This window comes from Metapseudomonas boanensis (genome assembly GCF_018704125.1).
Classification (GTDB): domain Bacteria; phylum Pseudomonadota; class Gammaproteobacteria; order Pseudomonadales; family Pseudomonadaceae; genus Metapseudomonas; species Metapseudomonas boanensis.
The window spans coordinates 376,462-391,973 of sequence record NZ_JAGTIS010000001.1 but is presented as its reverse complement, the minus strand read 5'-3'; the positions used below and the strand labels follow the sequence as shown (position 1 = coordinate 391,973).

The window sequence follows — 15,512 nt, the reverse complement described above, 5'->3', positions numbered from 1 at the left end:
CGCTATCGCGGGCTTTTTCACAGACGGGCACTCAGAGGCTCAGCGAGCGGCTGGAGGCTTTGATGAACTCGCTCTTGAGGTCTTCGTAGGTGTGGACTGCCGGGAACTGCGGGAACTCGCGAATCACGTTCTCAGGGGCGTGGAACAGGATCCCGTTGTGCGCCTCGCTGAGCATGGTGGTGTCGTTGTACGAGTCACCTGCCGCAATGACGCGGTAATAAAGACTCTTGAAGGCGATCACGGATTGACGTTTGGGGTCCTTCTGGCGCAACTGGTAACCCACCACGCGATCGGTCTCGTCGGTGATCAGGCGATGGCACAGCAACGTCGGAAAGCCGAGCTGCCGCATCAGCGGCTGCGAGAACTCGTAGAAAGTGTCGGAAAGAATCACCACCTGGAAGCGCTCACGCAGCCAGTCCACGAACTCCACAGCGCCATCCAGAGGCTTGAGGGTCGCGATGACTTCCTGGATGTCGGACAGTTTCAGGCCATGCTCGTCGAGGATACGCAGGCGCTGCTTCATCAGCACGTCGTAGTCCGGGATATCCCGGGTGGTCGCCTTGAGCGCTTCGATTCCGGTTTTTTCCGCGAAAGCGATCCAGATTTCCGGAACGAGAACACCTTCAAGGTCGAGACAGGCGATTTCCACGAGCAATTCCCCGTTTGATTTTTGTGAGAAGGCGGCACTCTATCTGCTCACCCGGGCCGGCGCAACGCGGGCCTTATAGCCAAAGCACGCAGTAGTGCTTCCCGTTAGTTATTTAGGAGCATAAATCCTATTTGCTAACATGCCGACGATAGAGCGCCCCGCGCCATTACAACTAGGAAGCCAGCCTGATGAGCCAAACCTTCGATGTCGCCGAACTCGCGGCGGCCTATGCCAACAAGTCGCCCCAGGACATCTTGAAGCTCGCCTTCGAGTCTTTTGGCGATGACCTGTGGATCTCCTTCAGCGGCGCCGAGGACGTGGTCCTGGTGGACATGGCGTGGAAACTCAACAAGAACGTCAAGGTCTTCAGCCTCGATACCGGCCGGCTGCATCCTGAGACCTACCGTTTCATCGAACAGGTGCGCGAGCACTACGGCATCACCATCGAGGTGGTATCACCCGATCCGCGCCTGCTGGAACCCTTCGTCAAGGAAAAGGGTCTGTTCAGCTTCTACAAGGATGGCCACGGCGAATGCTGCGGCATCCGCAAGATCGAACCGCTCAAGCGCAAGCTGTCGACGGTAAAGGCCTGGGCGACCGGACAACGTCGCGACCAGAGCCCGGGCACCCGCTCCCAAGTGGCCGCCCTGGAACTGGACGGTGCCTTCTCGACACCGGAAAAGCCGCTGTACAAGTTCAACCCTCTCGCGCAAATGAGCAGCGAGGAAGTCTGGGCCTACATCCGTATGCTGGAAATCCCCTACAACCCGCTGCATGAACGCGGCTTCATCAGCATCGGCTGCGAACCCTGCACCCGCCCCGTTCTGCCCAATCAGCACGAACGCGAAGGGCGCTGGTGGTGGGAAGAAGCCACGCAGAAGGAGTGCGGCCTGCACGCCGGAAACCTGATCAGCAAGGCCTGATCCGTGCGGATCACCTTGGTGAAAAAGGTCCTGGCCGACGGCCAGGATTGCCGCAAGTGCCGGGACGTGATGGAACGCTTGGAGCGCGGCGGTCATACGGGACGGATCGACCGCATCCTGGTGGTGGATGAGCGCGACCCTTCGAGTCCCGGCTGGATGGTCGCGCAACACTACGGTGTGGATACGGCACCGTTTTTCGTGGTACGCCATGACGACGGCCGCGAGCAGATCTACACGGTCTTCCTGGCCCTGGTGCGCGACGTCCTGCAACCAACTTCGCCCCCGGCTGCCGATGCCGAGCGTGAACAGTTCAAGCAGTTGGCCGGACGCGACGGACAGGACCTGCCCTGAACGAAAAGCTCGGCATCTGCCGTAACGCTGCTCACTTAGGCGATGTCTGCGTCAGCTGTTGAGGCTTCGACGATGATGCTGAAGGCCCCCGTAGGAGCGGGTGGGGACGCCGAGTTCTTGATGGCGCCAAACCCAATAACGCCGCTTTCCCGCTGAGGGCCAAGCGGCGTTTTTTCTTATGTGAATAGCATTACGGCTTCTGCCGGGATGTTCAGGTGCTGGGGAGCAGCGTTCAGTAGGTCGGCAACTTCACATCGTGAAACAGCTCATCCAGCTCTGCCTTGTTGTGGCACTGGATGGCCTTGGCCTGCATTTCACGCGTCAAGTGCGGCGCGAACTTCTCGATGAAGTCACACATGAAGCCACGCAGGAAGGTGCCACGGCGGAAACCGATCTTGGTCACGCTGGCTTCGAACAGTTCACTGGCATCCAGCACCACCAGGTCGCTATCCAGCTTGGTGTCTACCGCCATCTTGGCAACGATCCCAACTCCCAAGCCGAGGCGTACATAGGTCTTGATCACGTCGGCGTCGGCGGCGGTGAATACAACTTTTGGGGTCAGCCCGCGGTGGCTGAATGCTTCGTCCAGCTTCGAGCGCCCGGTAAAACCGAACACGTAGGTCACGATGGGGTACTCGGCCAGCGCCTCGAGCGTCAACTTCGGCAGCTTGGCCAGCGGGTGCCCCTGAGGCACGATGACACAACGATTCCAGCGATAGCAGGGCATCATCACCAAGTCACCGAACAGCTCCAGCGCCTCGGTGGCGATCGCAAAGTCGACCGTGCCGTCAGCCGCCATCTCGGCAATCTGCATGGGCGTACCCTGATGCATGTGCAGGGCGACGTCCGGATACTGCTTGATGAAATTGCCAATCACCGGCGGTAGCGCATAGCGCGCCTGGGTATGGGTGGTGGCGATGGACAGGGTGCCCTTCTTCTCATTGGAGAACTCCTGGGCTATCTGCTTGATGCTTTCGACCTTGCGCAGGATTTCTCCCGCCGTCGTGATGATGCGTTCCCCTGCCGGAGTCACGCGGGTGAGATGCTTGCCACTGCGTGCAAACACCTCGACCCCGAGTTCATCCTCCAGCAGGCGAATCTGTTTGCTGATGCCCGGCTGCGAGGTGTAGAGACTTTGCGCAGTAGCGGACACGTTCAGGTCGTGGTGCGCCACTTCCCAGATGTAGCGCAGTTGCTGGAGCTTCATAAGCGATCCTCAAAACGAATGACGACGCAGGAGTTCAGCGGCGTTTATAACCATATTAATGGTTCGAAGAATAAAACTAGACGTTTTTTTCTGTTTTGCACGCCATTCGTCCAAACGGCTTTCAGAACTCGCCTCGACCACGGTGCTGAAGCATCGGCACAAGGTAGACCGGCACTTCGGAAAGCTGCACGAGCCGCGCAGCAGTCCTCCCCAAGGGGGTATCAAGCGCCGCACCATGGCTGTGACTGCCAACGACCAGCAGATCGACCGAAAGCTTCTGCACTTCCTCCAGAATCACCTGCGGCGGGTCGCCCTGAACCACGCGAACCGCACGGATCAGGTCAAGATCCTGCAAGGCTTCCCCCATCTCATCGCGAAACCCTTCGAGCACACGCTGCTCGATGCTCGACATGACGGTGCCCAAGCCCTTGGCACGGAGCTCTTTCAGGGTGTCGTCGTCAAGATAGGTCTGCAGGACGGACTCAGCGAACAAGCCAAGGGGCTCGACCGCGTGGACCACGTAGAGCTGGGCGTTGAAAGCCCTGGCCATGTGAAGCGCATGTTGCAAAACATAAGGGGCGTAGAGACCGAGGTCCGTCGCATAGAGAATCGAGTGGATCATGAGGCCTCCTACTGCCTTTCTTGGCGGGCCTCAAAAGAGCTTAGTCAGAACTGCGGCTCGTTGCTCACGCCATGAGGAACATGCCCGGTAGCGACGACTTCACGGGCTTTTTCGCAATGTCCTGCCTGATCGTCGAAGAAAACGTCAGCACCGAACGTCTCGAGAATGGCCGCTTTCTCCAGACCACCAAGGAAGAAGGACTCATCCAGGCGGATGTCCCATTCGCGCAACGTGCGTATGACCCGCTCGTGGGCTGGGGCCGACCGGGCCGTCACCAAAGCTGTGCGAATGGGACACGCCTCCGGCGGGAACTCCTGCTGGAGCCGATTGAGGGCGGCCAGGAAGGGTTTGAAAGGCCCGCCATCCAGCGGTGCGCGGGCGGCATCGCGTTCATGAGCCTGAAACGCCTCCAGACCACCACGCTGATAGATACGCTCCGAATGATCGGAAAACAACACCGCATCTCCGTCGAATGCGATGCGAAGCTCGTTACTGGCTGCACGGCGTGGGCCACCCGAAAGGATGGTCGCCGCGGCATAGCCACTTTGCAGGGCATTACGCACATCATCGGCATGAGTGGAGAGAAACAGGTGGCAACCAAAGGCCCTCAGATAAGGCTCAGGGCTGCGCCCGCCGACAAAGGCAGCCCGGGAAATTGCCAGCCCGTAGTGCTGGATCGAATTGAATGCGCGCAACCCGGTATCAGCGCTATTGCGCGATACCAGGATGACCTCGACGCGGGGCTGTTCGAGCGCCTCATTGATCGCCAGCAGCTTCTGGACCAGGGGAAAGGCATCGCCGGGGGCAAGCACCTCCTCCTCATGGTCAATCTGATACTGGCGATAGGCCGCTATGCCCTGCGATTCATAGATCGAATGACTTTCATCGAGGTCGAACAGCGCCCGCGATGAGATTGCCAGCACCAGCTTGTCACCCAATCCCGCGCCCATAGGATTTGCCCTCAGTCGTGGTTACGTGCGTCAAGGAAGCGTAGCGCCTGGTACAGCGCTCGCACCTGCGGCATCTCGAACCCGACGCCAGCCGCGGCAGCAAGCGGTGCCTCGTAGATGGCATGAAGCTCAAGAGGCCGATGCTGGATGAAATCGTGATACATGCTGGGCAGGTAGTCCGGCATCCGGTCCGTGCCCGCAAGCAACTTGGCTGCGAAGTTGTCAGGAACACGATGGCCGCATGCCGCAGCGCCATCTACGACCTCCTGCATCAGCGTCTGGATCAGCGCGCGGCTGTCAGGATTGGCCATCAGCGCAGTGGTCCCGGCATTCAACAGGACCGCCAAACCGTTGTACGGCACGTTCCAGACCAGCTTTTGCCAGCGCGCCTGCTCCAGGCTGGCCACGGCGGACGAATCGATGCCGGCTGCGCGGAACAGCGAGGCGCCCTCCTCGACCAACGCCATACGCGCCTCATCACCTTGCGCCGGCCCGGAGTGATAGCCCAGATTGACCGCACCGAGCGATTGATGCTCGATCACACCAGGGGCTGAACGATGCGCACAAATGAAGCAAAGGCCGCCGAGCAGATGCAGTGAGTCCGGCAGCAGCGGGCGCAATTCGTCTTCTACTGCCAGGCCGTTCTGCAGCAACAGTACTTTGGCGCCGGGAGCCGCAGCATCGACGATAGCGGGCGCAAGGGCTGTATTGCTGGTGGTCTTGGCCCCCACCAGCAACCAATCACAAGGCGGCATGTCGGCCGCACTGCGATAGGCCTGCACCGGATGCAACACTTGTGCGCCATGCACAGCGCTGTTCAGCTGCAAGCCACGGGCGGAGACAGCGGGGAACTCGCTTCGCAGCAGAAAATGTACATCAAAGCCGGCACGCGCCAGCATCAAGCCATAAAAACCGCCAATAGCACCGGTACCAATGATGCCGATGCGCGGTTTACCTGTAGTCATCAAGGAAGCTCCTCTGCCGGCCGGGACAGCACCCGATCCAGCGCTTGAATTAAATCATCGCGGTACAGGCTCGACCGCAACGCGCCATGAAATTGGCCATCCCGCACCACAAACATCGCGGGCAGATGGAATACCTCATACCGCTGCACCAGGCCGCCACTGATCCCTGCGTCGACCCAGCACAACCGTTCGACAGGCAGTAACGCACGCGGCAATTCGCGGCGCGCCCAGCGGCAACTGGCGCACCCCACAGTGGTAAAGATCAACAAGGACGCTCCCGGAAGGTCAAGCAGGTGACGATCCGCATCCAGGTCACTCAGCTCCAGCTCGGTCACTATACTGATCTCAGCGATGCCAGATTCATGGCACCGGGGGTTTGCGAACATGCGTCAATTCCTGCGTCATCCCACCGATATGCCGGTAGAGCTGGTCCGGAGCAAACGCGGCTCCCAACCTTTGCAGCGGCTGCACGATATCAGCTTCGGCGGGGTGGCATGCAACTCCACACGGGCATTCCGCCGGGGTACGGCCATTGAACTGCAGATCCCCCTGCTCGGGGATCACGCGCACCTGACGGGCATCGTGGCGTGGTGCCGAAAACAGTTGGAGGACTATCTGATCGGCATCAGCTTCACCAGCGAAGAGAGCTTTTTCCGCGCGCGCATGGTGGAGCAGGTCTGCCATATCGAGCATTACCGCAAGCAGCGCGAGGCCGAGGTGGGCCACCCCTTGCCCGTCGAGGTTGTCGCTCGCGAATGGGTTGATGCGCACGCGTCGGACTTCTTCCCCGTCTAGGCCCGGCAATTTCCGTGTCTACGCTACCATTCACCATTGTGGAGCCTGCGTGGAAAGCGGTAAGGTTCCCCTCCCCGCCGCGTTCAAACAGCTGCGTTCCGCCACACGGGGATCGCTGGCGGCCGGCACCCGTGACCTGACGACCCTGGACCGATGAAAAGCACGATGGCTGATTTACAGATCGACGACCTGAACGTTGCCTCCAATGACACTCTCATTACGCCGGAGCAGCTCAAACGCGAAATCCCCCTGACCGATGACGCCCTGAGCACGGTGGCCAACGGTCGCCAGGTGATCCGCAACATCCTGGACGGCAAGGACCATCGCCTGTTCGTCGTGGTGGGCCCCTGCTCCATCCACGACATCAAGGCCGCTCACGAATATGCCGACCGCCTCAAAGGTCTGGCCGCCGAGCTATCGGACACCCTGTTCCTGGTCATGCGCGTGTACTTCGAAAAGCCGCGTACCACCGTTGGCTGGAAGGGCCTGATTAACGACCCCTATCTGGATGACTCCTTCAAGATCCAGGACGGCCTGCACATCGGTCGCCAACTCCTGCGCGACCTCGCCGAGAAAGGTCTGCCCACCGCGACCGAGGCACTTGACCCGATCTCCCCGCAGTATCTGCAGGACCTGATCAGCTGGTCGGCTATTGGCGCACGCACCACCGAATCCCAGACCCACCGCGAAATGGCTTCCGGCCTGTCCTCTGCGGTCGGCTTCAAGAACGGTACCGACGGCAGCCTGACTGTCGCCATCAACGCGCTGCAATCCGTATCCAGCCCACACCGTTTCCTGGGCATCAACCAGGAAGGTGGCGTCTCCATCGTCACCACCAAGGGCAACCCGTACGGCCATGTCGTGCTGCGCGGTGGCAACGGCAAGCCCAACTACGACTCCGTCAGCGTTGCCATCTGTGAGCAGGAGCTGACCAAGGCCGGCATTCGCCCAAACATCATGGTCGACTGCAGCCACGCCAATTCCAACAAAGACCCGGCACTGCAGCCGCTGGTCATGGACAACGTGGCCAACCAGATCCTCGAAGGCAACAACTCCATTGTCGGCCTGATGGTGGAAAGCCATCTGGGCTGGGGCAATCAGTCCATACCCAAAGATCTCTGCGAGCTCAAGTACGGTGTCTCGATTACCGATGCGTGCATCGATTGGGACACCACCGAGAAAGCCCTGCGCAGCATGCATGCAAAGCTCAAGGATGTACTGCCCAAACGTCAGCGCAGCTGAAACCGGTGTGAAAATGAAAACGCCGGGCATTGCCCGGCGTTTTCATTATGGCGCGATGCACAGCTTAGCTGTTGCGCTCTGCCTGGCGTTGGCGACGCTCAATGTAGCGCTCAACATAGGAGCAAGACGGAATCACGGTGTATCCATGATCCTCGGCGTACTCCAGGGCTGACTCGGTCAGGGCTGCCGCAATCCCGCGCCCACGCAGGACGTTGGGCACGAAGGTGCGATAGATGTCCAAAGTCTGCTTACCCAAGTCCATGTAGGCCAGGTATGCGCGATGACCATCCACGGTGGTCTCGAACTGGTGGCCAGCCTGGTCATGGTGAATGGACAATGCCTCGCTCATCGCAACTCCTCTAAGACAATCAAAACCTTACCCGTACCTTATCGATCTTTTCCAATCTAAGGAACATCTCAGCCGATCCCGGACCAAATTGGACACTGAGATAGGCCCTTCCGTTCTCCACCTTGTGTAATACACCCTGATAGTAGGTGCCATCGAAGGTGATGAACTGCAATCGCTTGCCAGCGTAGCTCGGCAAGTCAGAGACTTTGACGAACTCATATTGGGGCGAGGCACGCGGCAACTGTGGATTGTCGTCCACAACGCTGACTTTCTCCAATGCGTCAGGCTCTTTGCGCGCCCCCAAATCGCCCCAAGTAAACTCGATCGGCTGAACGACCTCCTGATTCACCAGCACGGCCGGCCGCAGCATAGCGACCACATCCCTGGCCTCGAAGAACTGCAATCCATCCCACTCCAGCCCCTCCGTCGGCCACACCTCAATACGCAGGGATCGCGGCTCCTCAAGGTATCGGGCGTACGCATCCAACAACGGCTGGCCAAGGGCGATACCTTGGCCACGCAACGCTGCATCGAACTGAGCCACAGCGGTTTGCCGATAATCTCCAACTGACTGGCCCAGCTTGTTCGCACAGTATTGCTGGACCTTGCGCTGGTACTGGTTGTCATTCAACTCAAGGACGAGGCTGGACAGCCGGGGCGGGGTCACTTGCAGCCCTTCCGGCTTTTCCGGCAGGTTGGCGAGTGACATCGTCAGGCGAACCGCCCCCATCTCACGCGTGTCGGACATGAGGCTCAGACTGAGCTTCTGCGCCCCCGGCTGGAACAGATAGGAGAACTCTGCATCGGTCTCCAGTGTCCGATAACCCATGTCCAGTAACTCGCTCGTCCCGATAAATCGCACAGGACCGCATGCAACCTCGCTCATCGCAGTGAAAGCGCTGCGTTCAATCGGTACGTTGTAGAGCTGCTGCATCAGCGCACCGTGCACATCCAGAGTAATACCCAGGAATCTGATTGCCATCTGCTCGGGAAACTTACCCTCAGCCATCCGCTCCCTGAAACTCAGCAGCTCGCGCAAGCCATTGAACTTCAGTTCGGCATGCTTCACCTGAAGAGCATCGCCCAGCGTCGGGAACTGGAGCCTGAGGTCTTCGAGACCAACTCGCCCATCGAGGGAGGAAGTTATGCCGCCATAGCTCATATTCATGAACGGCGGCAGCTGCTTGATCGCGTCATCCATGGCGGTTCTGACCGACCACCATAACGACAACTTGATGGCCAATGCGAGGGCAAGTGCCGAAAGCACACCCCACTTGAGGATCTTCGACATTAGAAACGTCCTTGAAGTCTGCACGCCGCGACTGAAATCAACGGCCGCGCAAGCTTATCAGTGCATCGCAAGGGCAACCACGGCTGCAATTTGAATAGACGGAGATACTTCTCGATTGTCATAGGAAAGTTACAAGACGCCACCAGCATCAGGAGGGAAGCGACCAAGGGCCACAATGTTACTTGGGCGCAATCGCCGGACCTGGCCTACACTTGCAACTTTGCCTGATCAAAGAACGATCAGATTGATCGCTTTTTGACCAGTGCACCTATAACTTGTGCGAACACTGCGCAACACACTGAAAAAAAAGTGCTTGCCTTGCGTAGCGTGAGTTTACTTACTACAAGTTATGGGTAGTATGTACGCCGGCTAATTTCCCATCCGCGGGAGATTGCTTTATGGAAATGTCCACCTTAAGGGGATCACGATGAACAACGCTCTGAAATTCTCTGCTCTGGCTCTGGCCGCCGTTCTGGCCACCGGTTGCAGCAGCGTCTCCAAAGAAACCGAAGCCCGTCTGACTGCTACCGAAGACGCAGCTGCTCGCGCTCAAGCCCGTGCTGACGAAGCCTACCGCAAGGCTGATGAAGCTCTGGCCGCCGCTCAGAAAGCCCAGCAAACTGCTGACGAGGCTAACGAGCGCGCTCTGCGTATGCTGGAAAAAGCCAGCCGCAAGTAATAGCCCTTCTGGGTTATGGAGCCGATCCAGCGAGCTGGATCGGCTTTTTTATTGATGCCAGTTTTCCAAGACGCCCAATGACCGGCCCAGCGCCGGAAGAATCTCCTCCGCAGCCGCCCCGCCCTCGGCACTGTCGTCAGGTTGCCTCCCCGGGAACTTAGCCCCGCCCAACTCTTCGCACGAGAATCTCCACAGACGGGAATAGTTTCGTTCGCCTCAAAGAAAAGCCCGCTGGCGCAGTCGCGGCAGCGGGCTTTCTCAACACCGAACAAGACGCGTTAGAGATCGGTTTCCGGAACACTGGCAGACATTGCGGCATTAGATTCGGCGATCTCGACCGGCAAACCATCTTCCGCAGCAACTACCTCACGCACCACCTCCCAGTCGAGGTGAACGCTGTTGGCCAGTTCTTCGCGCTTGAGCAGCGTGTTGATAACCGCCGTGTGCTTGTCGACCACAGAAGGATCGCCCTGATCATCCAGCGGCGCATGGGCTTCAAGGTAGACCTTGCCGCCACTCACACCGAACTTGTAGGGCTCGTTGATGATGCGTACCGAGGTACCTACCGGCGCCATCGAGGCCAAGGCCAACACATTGTTATTGAGCATGCGGAAGCAGCCATGGCTCACACGCATGCCAATGCCGAACTTCTTGTTCGAGCCGTGGATCAGGTAGCCCGGCACGCCCAGGGTGAACTTGAACGGCCCCAGCGGATTATCCGGCCCCGCAGGCACCACGGTCGGAAGCGGATCGCCGTCTGCTGCATGTTCCTCACGAATCGACTTGGGCGGATACCAAGCAGGATTCGGAGTTTTTGCAGTGATCTTGGTGGCAGCGATAGGCGAGCCCCAGCCTTCGCGGCCGATACCCAGCGGGAATGTGTGCACCACATTCTGCCCTTTCGGGAAGTAGTACATACGGTACTCGGCCAGGTTGATGACAATTCCCTCGCGCGGGCCTGGCGGCAGGATGTAGCGCGTCGGCAGGATCACCTCGGTACCAGCGCCGGGCAACCAGGGGTCCACACCCGGGTTGGCCGCCACCATCTCCAGGTAGCCCAGGTCATTGGCCGTGCCGATATCGGCAAAGGTATCTTCGTATTTGGCTTTGATCACCTGGACCTGGCCGACGACGTCCTCACCAGGTGGCGGCAGGGGCAGCTCCAGGGCTGCGACAGGGCCCGCCACTAGCAGCGATGCTAACGACAGAGAGCGGGCGACGGCAGTAAAGCGCGGCAACATCCGGGAATCCTTGGCAAATTCACTGATTGAAAGAGTCGGGATTGTACACCGGTGGCGCAGCCCCCGGGAGCCCTCAGGATTCAGGCCAGGCCGACAATTGGCCGTGGCGTTGAGCTTCGAGGGTCGAACGGCAGTTGACGCAGAGGCGTCGATCCCTAAGCGATTGCTGCTCCAGATTACTCCATCGCGGCTGCGCCGGCAGCAAGCCTCCGCAGAGCGTGCGATCAGCAAACCCGCCGAGCGCTAGTTGTCGGGCAACCAGGTGCAAGCGCACCTCGCGACAGGCGAACAGGTCTAGCTGCTCGTCAGGCTCGATCACTTTATAGGCAAAGAGGGACCAGGCAGGGCGCGGCATGGAGGACTCCGGGAATGGTGCGCAACATTATCCGAAAGGCGCCATTGGGAAAAGCATCAAAGCATGGGTTTGAGCGTCGGCCAGAGGTTGTCGAGCAACCTGGGTTGTGCCTTGGCCTGGGGATGAATGCCATCGGCCTGCATCATATCGGGCACACCCCCGACACCCTCGAGAAAGAATGGCACCAGGGAAACCTGCTTTTCTTCCGCCAACGTGCTGTAGACCTGGCTGAAGGCTCGGGTGTAGCGCGCCCCATAATTGGGTGGCAAACGCACCCCCAGAAGCAGCACTGATGCCCCGCGACTTCGCACGCCATCGATCATCCCCGCAAGATTCTGTTGCAATTGCGCAGGCGACTGGCCCCGCAGTCCATCATTGCCCCCCAACTCGATAATCACCAGGCTCGGCTGGTACTCATCGAGCAGCGCCGGGAGCCGCGCCAGGCCGCCGGCACTGGTATCCCCGCTGATCGAGGCGTTTATCACACGGTGCTGATACCCCTGCTCCGCAAGGCGCTTTTCCAGCAGGGAGACCCACCCCTGGCTGGTTTCCAGCCCAAGAGCGGCGCTGATACTATCGCCGACTACCAGCAAGGTTCCCGCCATGGCCTCCTGCGCCAGCAGCAACAGGGCCAGGCAACCGCCCAACAACCAGGCACGCATTGGATTCTCCATGAGCGCGAGCATTATCGATGCGCGGAACCTTAGCAAAGTGGTTCCCAGCGCGGAAGGCGAGCTGACCATCCTCCATGACCTCACTCTCAGCCTCGGTAAAGGCGACAGCCTGGCGATAGTGGGCAGCTCCGGTTCCGGCAAATCCACCCTGCTTGGTCTGCTCGCCGGGCTGGATCTGCCAAGCACGGGGGAAATCAGCCTCGCCGGTCGACCTCTGTCCACCCTGGACGAGGACCAACGCGCGCGCGTTCGGGCCGAACATGTCGGGTTCGTTTTCCAGTCCTTCCAACTGCTCGACAGCCTCAACGCGCTGGAAAACGTCATGCTGCCGCTGGAGCTGGAGGGCCGCAGCGATGCCCGCTCGAAGGCACGCGACCTCCTCGATCGGGTCGGCCTGGCCCAGCGCCTCAGCCACTATCCGCGCCAACTGTCCGGCGGTGAACAGCAACGGGTAGCGATTGCCCGCGCCTTTGCTGCGGACCCCGATATTCTGTTCGCCGACGAACCCACCGGCAACCTCGACAGCCACACCGGCGAGCGCATCAGCGATCTGCTGTTCCAGCTCAATCTGGAGCGCGGGACCACCCTCGTACTGGTTACCCACGACGAGCGCCTCGCCCATCGATGCCACCGCCTCATTCGCCTCGAAGCCGGCCGCCTGGTCGAGGCTGTGGAACCCTGATGCGGCGCCTGTCGCTGGCCCGCCTTGTGGCAATGGCTACACGGCAACTGCTGCGGGATGTTCGCTGCGGTGAGCTGCGGGTACTGTTCTTTTCCCTGCTTGTCGCCGTGGCTGCCAGCAGCGCCATCGGCTACTTCAGCGCTCGCCTGAACGCAGCGATGCTGCTGCGGGCCACCGAGTTCCTGGGCGCCGACCTGGTACTAAGTGGTACCTCACAAGCAAGCCGTGAACAGGTTGAGCACGGCGAGCGACTGGGCCTGCGCCACGCCCAAGCGGTGGAGTTCTCCAGCGTCATTGCAGCCGATACCGGCATCCAGCTGGCCAGCGTGAAGGCGGTGGATTCGGCCTATCCCTTGCGAGGGGAATTGAAGAGTGCCGCAGAGCCCTATGCCGAAGAGCAGCCTGGTGGCGGCCCCAAGGCGGGCGAAGCCTGGGCGGAAGCCCGACTCTTCGCGGCGCTTGGCCTCAAGCCGGGCGACCGGATCGATGTCGGGCAGCAATCGTTCCACCTGAGTCGAGTACTGACCTTCGAGCCGGATCGGGCTGGGGACTTCTACAGCCTCACGCCCCGCGTGCTGATCAATCTTGCCGACCTGGACGCCACCGGGATCGTCCAGCCCGGCAGCCGGGTGCGCTTCCGAGAGCTGTGGAGCGGCTCCAGCGAGGCTCTCTCCGAATACCGGGCCCGCATCGAGCCGGGCCTGGCGGCCAATCAACGGCTGGAAGACGCTCGCGACGGCAATCGTCAGATCGGGGGCGCGCTTGCCCGGGCGGAGCGCTATCTGAATCTTGCAAGCCTCGCCGCAGTACTACTCTCCGGCGTCGCCGTCGCCCTCTCCGCGACGCGCTTTGCCACGCGGCGTTTCGATGCCAGCGCCCTGTTGCGCTGCCTTGGACTGTCGCGGCGCGAGACGATATTTCTATATGCGCTACAACTAGGCATGCTGGGGATAGTGGCCTGCGGTCTTGGCGCAGGCCTGGGCTGGCTGACCCAATCGGTTTTGTTTCATTTGCTTGACGGCCTCCTACCTCCCGTGATTCCCGCTGCCGGCCTGCTCCCTGCGCTGGCCGGCATCGCCACCGGCCTCCTCGCTCTCGCGGGGTTCGCCCTGCCGCCGTTGGCCGCACTTGGCCGGGTTCCTCCGCTGCGGGTGCTAAGACGCGACCTGCTCCCGCTGCCACCCAGCGCCTGGATGGTCTATGGTGCCGCCCTGATCGCACTGGCGTTGATCATGTGGCGCCTGAGCCTCGACCTGAAACTCACCCTGGCACTATTGGGCGGCGGACTGGTCGCCGCACTGCTCCTTGGCGGACTGCTGCTGTACGGCCTTCAGACCCTGCGCCGACTGCTTGCACGTGCGACGCTACCCTGGCGGCTCGGCCTGGGCCAGCTGCTCCGCCATCCACTGGCAGCGGCCGGCCAGTCACTGGCATTTGGCCTGATCCTGCTAGCCATGGCATTGATTGCCCTACTCCGCGCAGAGCTGCTTGATACCTGGCAAAGCCAGCTGCCAGCCGATGCCCCCAACCATTTCGCCTTGAACGTCCTACCTGCCGAGAAGGAAGCCTTTGCCATTCGCCTTGCAGCTTTGTCGCCACACCCCGCACCACTTTATCCGGTGGTGCCCGGCCGGCTTACGGCGATCAACGGCGAGGCCGTGAAGCAACTGGTCAGCAAAGACTCCCAGGGCGAACGCGCCGTGCAGCGCGACCTAAGTCTGACCTGGGCCGCCCAACTCCCCAGCGATAACCGCCTGGTCGCCGGTCGCTGGTGGGGCGAGCAGCCCCAGGACGGACTACCAGGCGTTTCCGTGGAGGCGAAGCTAGCCAACAATCTCGGGCTGAAGTTGGGCGACCGACTCAGCTTCAGTGTCGGTGGCCTGCAGCGCGACGCCCAGGTCACCAGCCTGCGTGAGGTCGACTGGGATAACTTCCAGCCGAACTTCTATATGATCTTCGCCCCAGGCACCCTGGCCGACCTGCCAGCCACCTACCTCACCAGCTTCTACCTGCCCCCCCAACATGATCGCGAGCTGGTTGAGCTGGCACGCTCCTTCCCATCGGTAACTCTGTTGCAGGTGGAAGCGATCCTCGCCCAGCTGCGCAGCATCCTGGCCCAAGTCACCCTGGCCGTGGAGTTCGTCCTGTTATTCGTCCTGGCCGCCGGCATGACGGTGCTGTTCGCCGGCCTACAGGCGACGCTGGACGAGCGCATTCGACAAGGCGCACTGCTGCGCGCCCTTGGGGCCGAAAGGGCCTTGCTGCTGCAGGCGCGCAGGGCAGAATTCGCACTGCTCGGTGCCAGTAGCGGCCTGCTCGCAGCGCTAGGCTGCGAACTGGTAAGCGCCCTGCTCTACCGATTCGCCTTCGACCTCGATTGGCAGCCACACCCCTGGCTACTGACACTGCCATTGATTGGTGCGTTAGTGATCGGTGCAGCCGGAATCCTGGGCACGCGCCGCGCACTCAACTCCAGCCCCCTGACGGTATTGCGGGAAGCTTGATAGGCTTCGCTCTCTTCGTAGACACAGGATCGC

At 60.7% G+C, this 15,512-nt stretch carries 18 protein-coding genes; 7 read left to right on the top strand and 11 right to left on the bottom strand.

Annotated elements, in window-relative coordinates:
- Positions 1-31 precede the first annotated feature (31 nt).
- Positions 32-649 carry a bifunctional phosphoserine phosphatase/homoserine phosphotransferase ThrH gene (gene thrH, locus J7302_RS01870; RefSeq protein WP_215369566.1) on the bottom strand — a complete coding sequence of 206 codons (618 nt, stop codon included), beginning with the start codon at positions 647-649 and terminating at the stop codon, positions 32-34.
- 188 nt (positions 650-837) lie between these two features.
- Here thrH and J7302_RS01865 point away from each other — a divergent pair, with 188 nt between their 5' ends.
- On the top strand, positions 838-1,572 hold the full coding sequence (locus J7302_RS01865) for a phosphoadenylyl-sulfate reductase (RefSeq protein WP_215369564.1): 735 nt from the start codon (positions 838-840) through the stop codon (positions 1,570-1,572).
- A 3-nt stretch (positions 1,573-1,575) separates the two neighbouring features.
- Complete coding sequence (locus J7302_RS01860; protein ID WP_215369562.1) at positions 1,576-1,923, top strand: hypothetical protein; 348 nt, start codon at positions 1,576-1,578, stop codon at positions 1,921-1,923.
- Between the two features lie 232 nt (positions 1,924-2,155).
- On the opposite strand, the gene cysB is transcribed toward J7302_RS01860, so the two are convergent.
- The 5 genes from cysB to J7302_RS01835 form a co-directional block, all read right to left on the bottom strand.
- Positions 2,156-3,130: an HTH-type transcriptional regulator CysB gene (gene cysB, locus J7302_RS01855; RefSeq protein ID WP_215369560.1), complete on the bottom strand. Its 975-nt coding sequence runs from the start codon at positions 3,128-3,130 to the stop codon at positions 2,156-2,158.
- A gap of 121 nt (positions 3,131-3,251) precedes the next feature.
- Complete coding sequence (locus J7302_RS01850) at positions 3,252-3,752, bottom strand: universal stress protein (protein ID WP_215369558.1); 501 nt, start codon at positions 3,750-3,752, stop codon at positions 3,252-3,254.
- Positions 3,753-3,796: 44 nt separating this feature from the next.
- Entirely contained in the window at positions 3,797-4,702 is a 906-nt protein-coding gene (locus J7302_RS01845) for a 5'-nucleotidase (protein ID WP_215369555.1), read from the bottom strand.
- 11 nt (positions 4,703-4,713) lie between these two features.
- Entirely contained in the window at positions 4,714-5,667 is a 954-nt protein-coding gene (locus J7302_RS01840) for a putative 2-dehydropantoate 2-reductase (RefSeq protein ID WP_215369553.1), read from the bottom strand.
- Entirely contained in the window at positions 5,667-6,053 is a 387-nt protein-coding gene (locus J7302_RS01835; RefSeq protein ID WP_215369551.1) for a YbbN family protein, read from the bottom strand. Before J7302_RS01835 ends, J7302_RS01840 begins: the two co-directional genes overlap by 1 nt.
- Here J7302_RS01835 and J7302_RS01830 point away from each other — a divergent pair.
- Together J7302_RS01830 and J7302_RS01825 are read left to right on the top strand one after the other, a co-directional pair.
- The gene (locus tag J7302_RS01830) at positions 6,052-6,462 is read left to right on the top strand and encodes a PilZ domain-containing protein (protein ID WP_215369547.1); all 411 of its coding nucleotides are present in this window, start codon (positions 6,052-6,054) and stop codon (positions 6,460-6,462) included. The two genes, J7302_RS01835 and J7302_RS01830, sit on opposite strands and share 2 nt — an antisense overlap.
- A gap of 165 nt (positions 6,463-6,627) precedes the next feature.
- On the top strand, positions 6,628-7,704 hold the full coding sequence (locus J7302_RS01825; RefSeq protein ID WP_215369545.1) for a 3-deoxy-7-phosphoheptulonate synthase: 1,077 nt from the start codon (positions 6,628-6,630) through the stop codon (positions 7,702-7,704).
- Positions 7,705-7,768: 64 nt separating this feature from the next.
- On the opposite strand, the gene J7302_RS01820 is transcribed toward J7302_RS01825, so the two are convergent.
- The gene (locus J7302_RS01820; protein WP_215369542.1) at positions 7,769-8,053 is read right to left on the bottom strand and encodes a GNAT family N-acetyltransferase; all 285 of its coding nucleotides are present in this window, start codon (positions 8,051-8,053) and stop codon (positions 7,769-7,771) included.
- A 19-nt stretch (positions 8,054-8,072) separates the two neighbouring features.
- Positions 8,073-9,344 (bottom strand): hypothetical protein, encoded by a 1,272-nt coding sequence (locus J7302_RS01815; RefSeq protein ID WP_215369539.1) that lies wholly within the window; start codon positions 9,342-9,344, stop codon positions 8,073-8,075.
- Positions 9,345-9,771: 427 nt separating this feature from the next.
- Here J7302_RS01815 and oprI point away from each other — a divergent pair, with 427 nt between their 5' ends.
- Positions 9,772-10,023, top strand: a complete 252-nt coding sequence (oprI, locus tag J7302_RS01810) for an outer membrane lipoprotei OprI (RefSeq protein ID WP_215369536.1) — start codon at positions 9,772-9,774, stop codon at positions 10,021-10,023.
- Positions 10,024-10,301: 278 nt separating this feature from the next.
- Here oprI and J7302_RS01805 read toward each other — a convergent pair whose 3' ends face one another.
- From J7302_RS01805 to J7302_RS01795, 3 genes are all read right to left on the bottom strand, one after another.
- A complete protein-coding gene (locus tag J7302_RS01805) occupies positions 10,302-11,264 on the bottom strand; it encodes a L,D-transpeptidase family protein (protein WP_215369533.1) in 963 nt (320 codons plus the stop codon).
- A 73-nt stretch (positions 11,265-11,337) separates the two neighbouring features.
- A complete protein-coding gene (locus J7302_RS01800) occupies positions 11,338-11,619 on the bottom strand; it encodes a hypothetical protein (RefSeq protein WP_215369530.1) in 282 nt (93 codons plus the stop codon).
- Between the two features lie 56 nt (positions 11,620-11,675).
- Positions 11,676-12,281: an arylesterase gene (locus tag J7302_RS01795; protein WP_215369528.1), complete on the bottom strand. Its 606-nt coding sequence runs from the start codon at positions 12,279-12,281 to the stop codon at positions 11,676-11,678.
- Positions 12,282-12,291: 10 nt separating this feature from the next.
- Between J7302_RS01795 and J7302_RS01790 the strand changes: the two genes are divergently transcribed.
- Both J7302_RS01790 and J7302_RS01785 read left to right on the top strand, forming a co-directional pair.
- A complete protein-coding gene (locus tag J7302_RS01790) occupies positions 12,292-12,975 on the top strand; it encodes an ABC transporter ATP-binding protein (RefSeq protein ID WP_215369525.1) in 684 nt (227 codons plus the stop codon).
- A complete protein-coding gene (locus tag J7302_RS01785) occupies positions 12,975-15,479 on the top strand; it encodes an ABC transporter permease (RefSeq protein ID WP_215369516.1) in 2,505 nt (834 codons plus the stop codon). Before J7302_RS01790 ends, J7302_RS01785 begins: the two co-directional genes overlap by 1 nt.
- Positions 15,480-15,512: the final 33 nt, after the last annotated feature.

Coding starts and splice junctions, on each gene's coding strand:
- J7302_RS01865 (WP_215369564.1), top strand. CDS start 838: ATGAGCCAAACCTTCGATGTCGCCGAACTCGCGGCGGCCTATGCCAAC.
- cysB (WP_215369560.1), bottom strand. CDS start 3,130: ATGAAGCTCCAGCAACTGCGCTACATCTGGGAAGTGGCGCACCACGAC.
- J7302_RS01850 (WP_215369558.1), bottom strand. CDS start 3,752: ATGATCCACTCGATTCTCTATGCGACGGACCTCGGTCTCTACGCCCCT.
- J7302_RS01845 (WP_215369555.1), bottom strand. CDS start 4,702: ATGGGCGCGGGATTGGGTGACAAGCTGGTGCTGGCAATCTCATCGCGG.
- J7302_RS01840 (WP_215369553.1), bottom strand. CDS start 5,667: ATGACTACAGGTAAACCGCGCATCGGCATCATTGGTACCGGTGCTATT.
- J7302_RS01830 (WP_215369547.1), top strand. CDS start 6,052: ATGCGTCAATTCCTGCGTCATCCCACCGATATGCCGGTAGAGCTGGTC.
- J7302_RS01835 (WP_215369551.1), bottom strand. CDS start 6,053: ATGTTCGCAAACCCCCGGTGCCATGAATCTGGCATCGCTGAGATCAGT.
- J7302_RS01825 (WP_215369545.1), top strand. CDS start 6,628: ATGGCTGATTTACAGATCGACGACCTGAACGTTGCCTCCAATGACACT.
- J7302_RS01820 (WP_215369542.1), bottom strand. CDS start 8,053: ATGAGCGAGGCATTGTCCATTCACCATGACCAGGCTGGCCACCAGTTC.
- J7302_RS01815 (WP_215369539.1), bottom strand. CDS start 9,344: ATGTCGAAGATCCTCAAGTGGGGTGTGCTTTCGGCACTTGCCCTCGCA.
- oprI (WP_215369536.1), top strand. CDS start 9,772: ATGAACAACGCTCTGAAATTCTCTGCTCTGGCTCTGGCCGCCGTTCTG.
- J7302_RS01805 (WP_215369533.1), bottom strand. CDS start 11,264: ATGTTGCCGCGCTTTACTGCCGTCGCCCGCTCTCTGTCGTTAGCATCG.
- J7302_RS01800 (WP_215369530.1), bottom strand. CDS start 11,619: ATGCCGCGCCCTGCCTGGTCCCTCTTTGCCTATAAAGTGATCGAGCCT.
- J7302_RS01795 (WP_215369528.1), bottom strand. CDS start 12,281: ATGCGTGCCTGGTTGTTGGGCGGTTGCCTGGCCCTGTTGCTGCTGGCG.
- J7302_RS01790 (WP_215369525.1), top strand. CDS start 12,292: ATGAGCGCGAGCATTATCGATGCGCGGAACCTTAGCAAAGTGGTTCCC.
- J7302_RS01785 (WP_215369516.1), top strand. CDS start 12,975: ATGCGGCGCCTGTCGCTGGCCCGCCTTGTGGCAATGGCTACACGGCAA.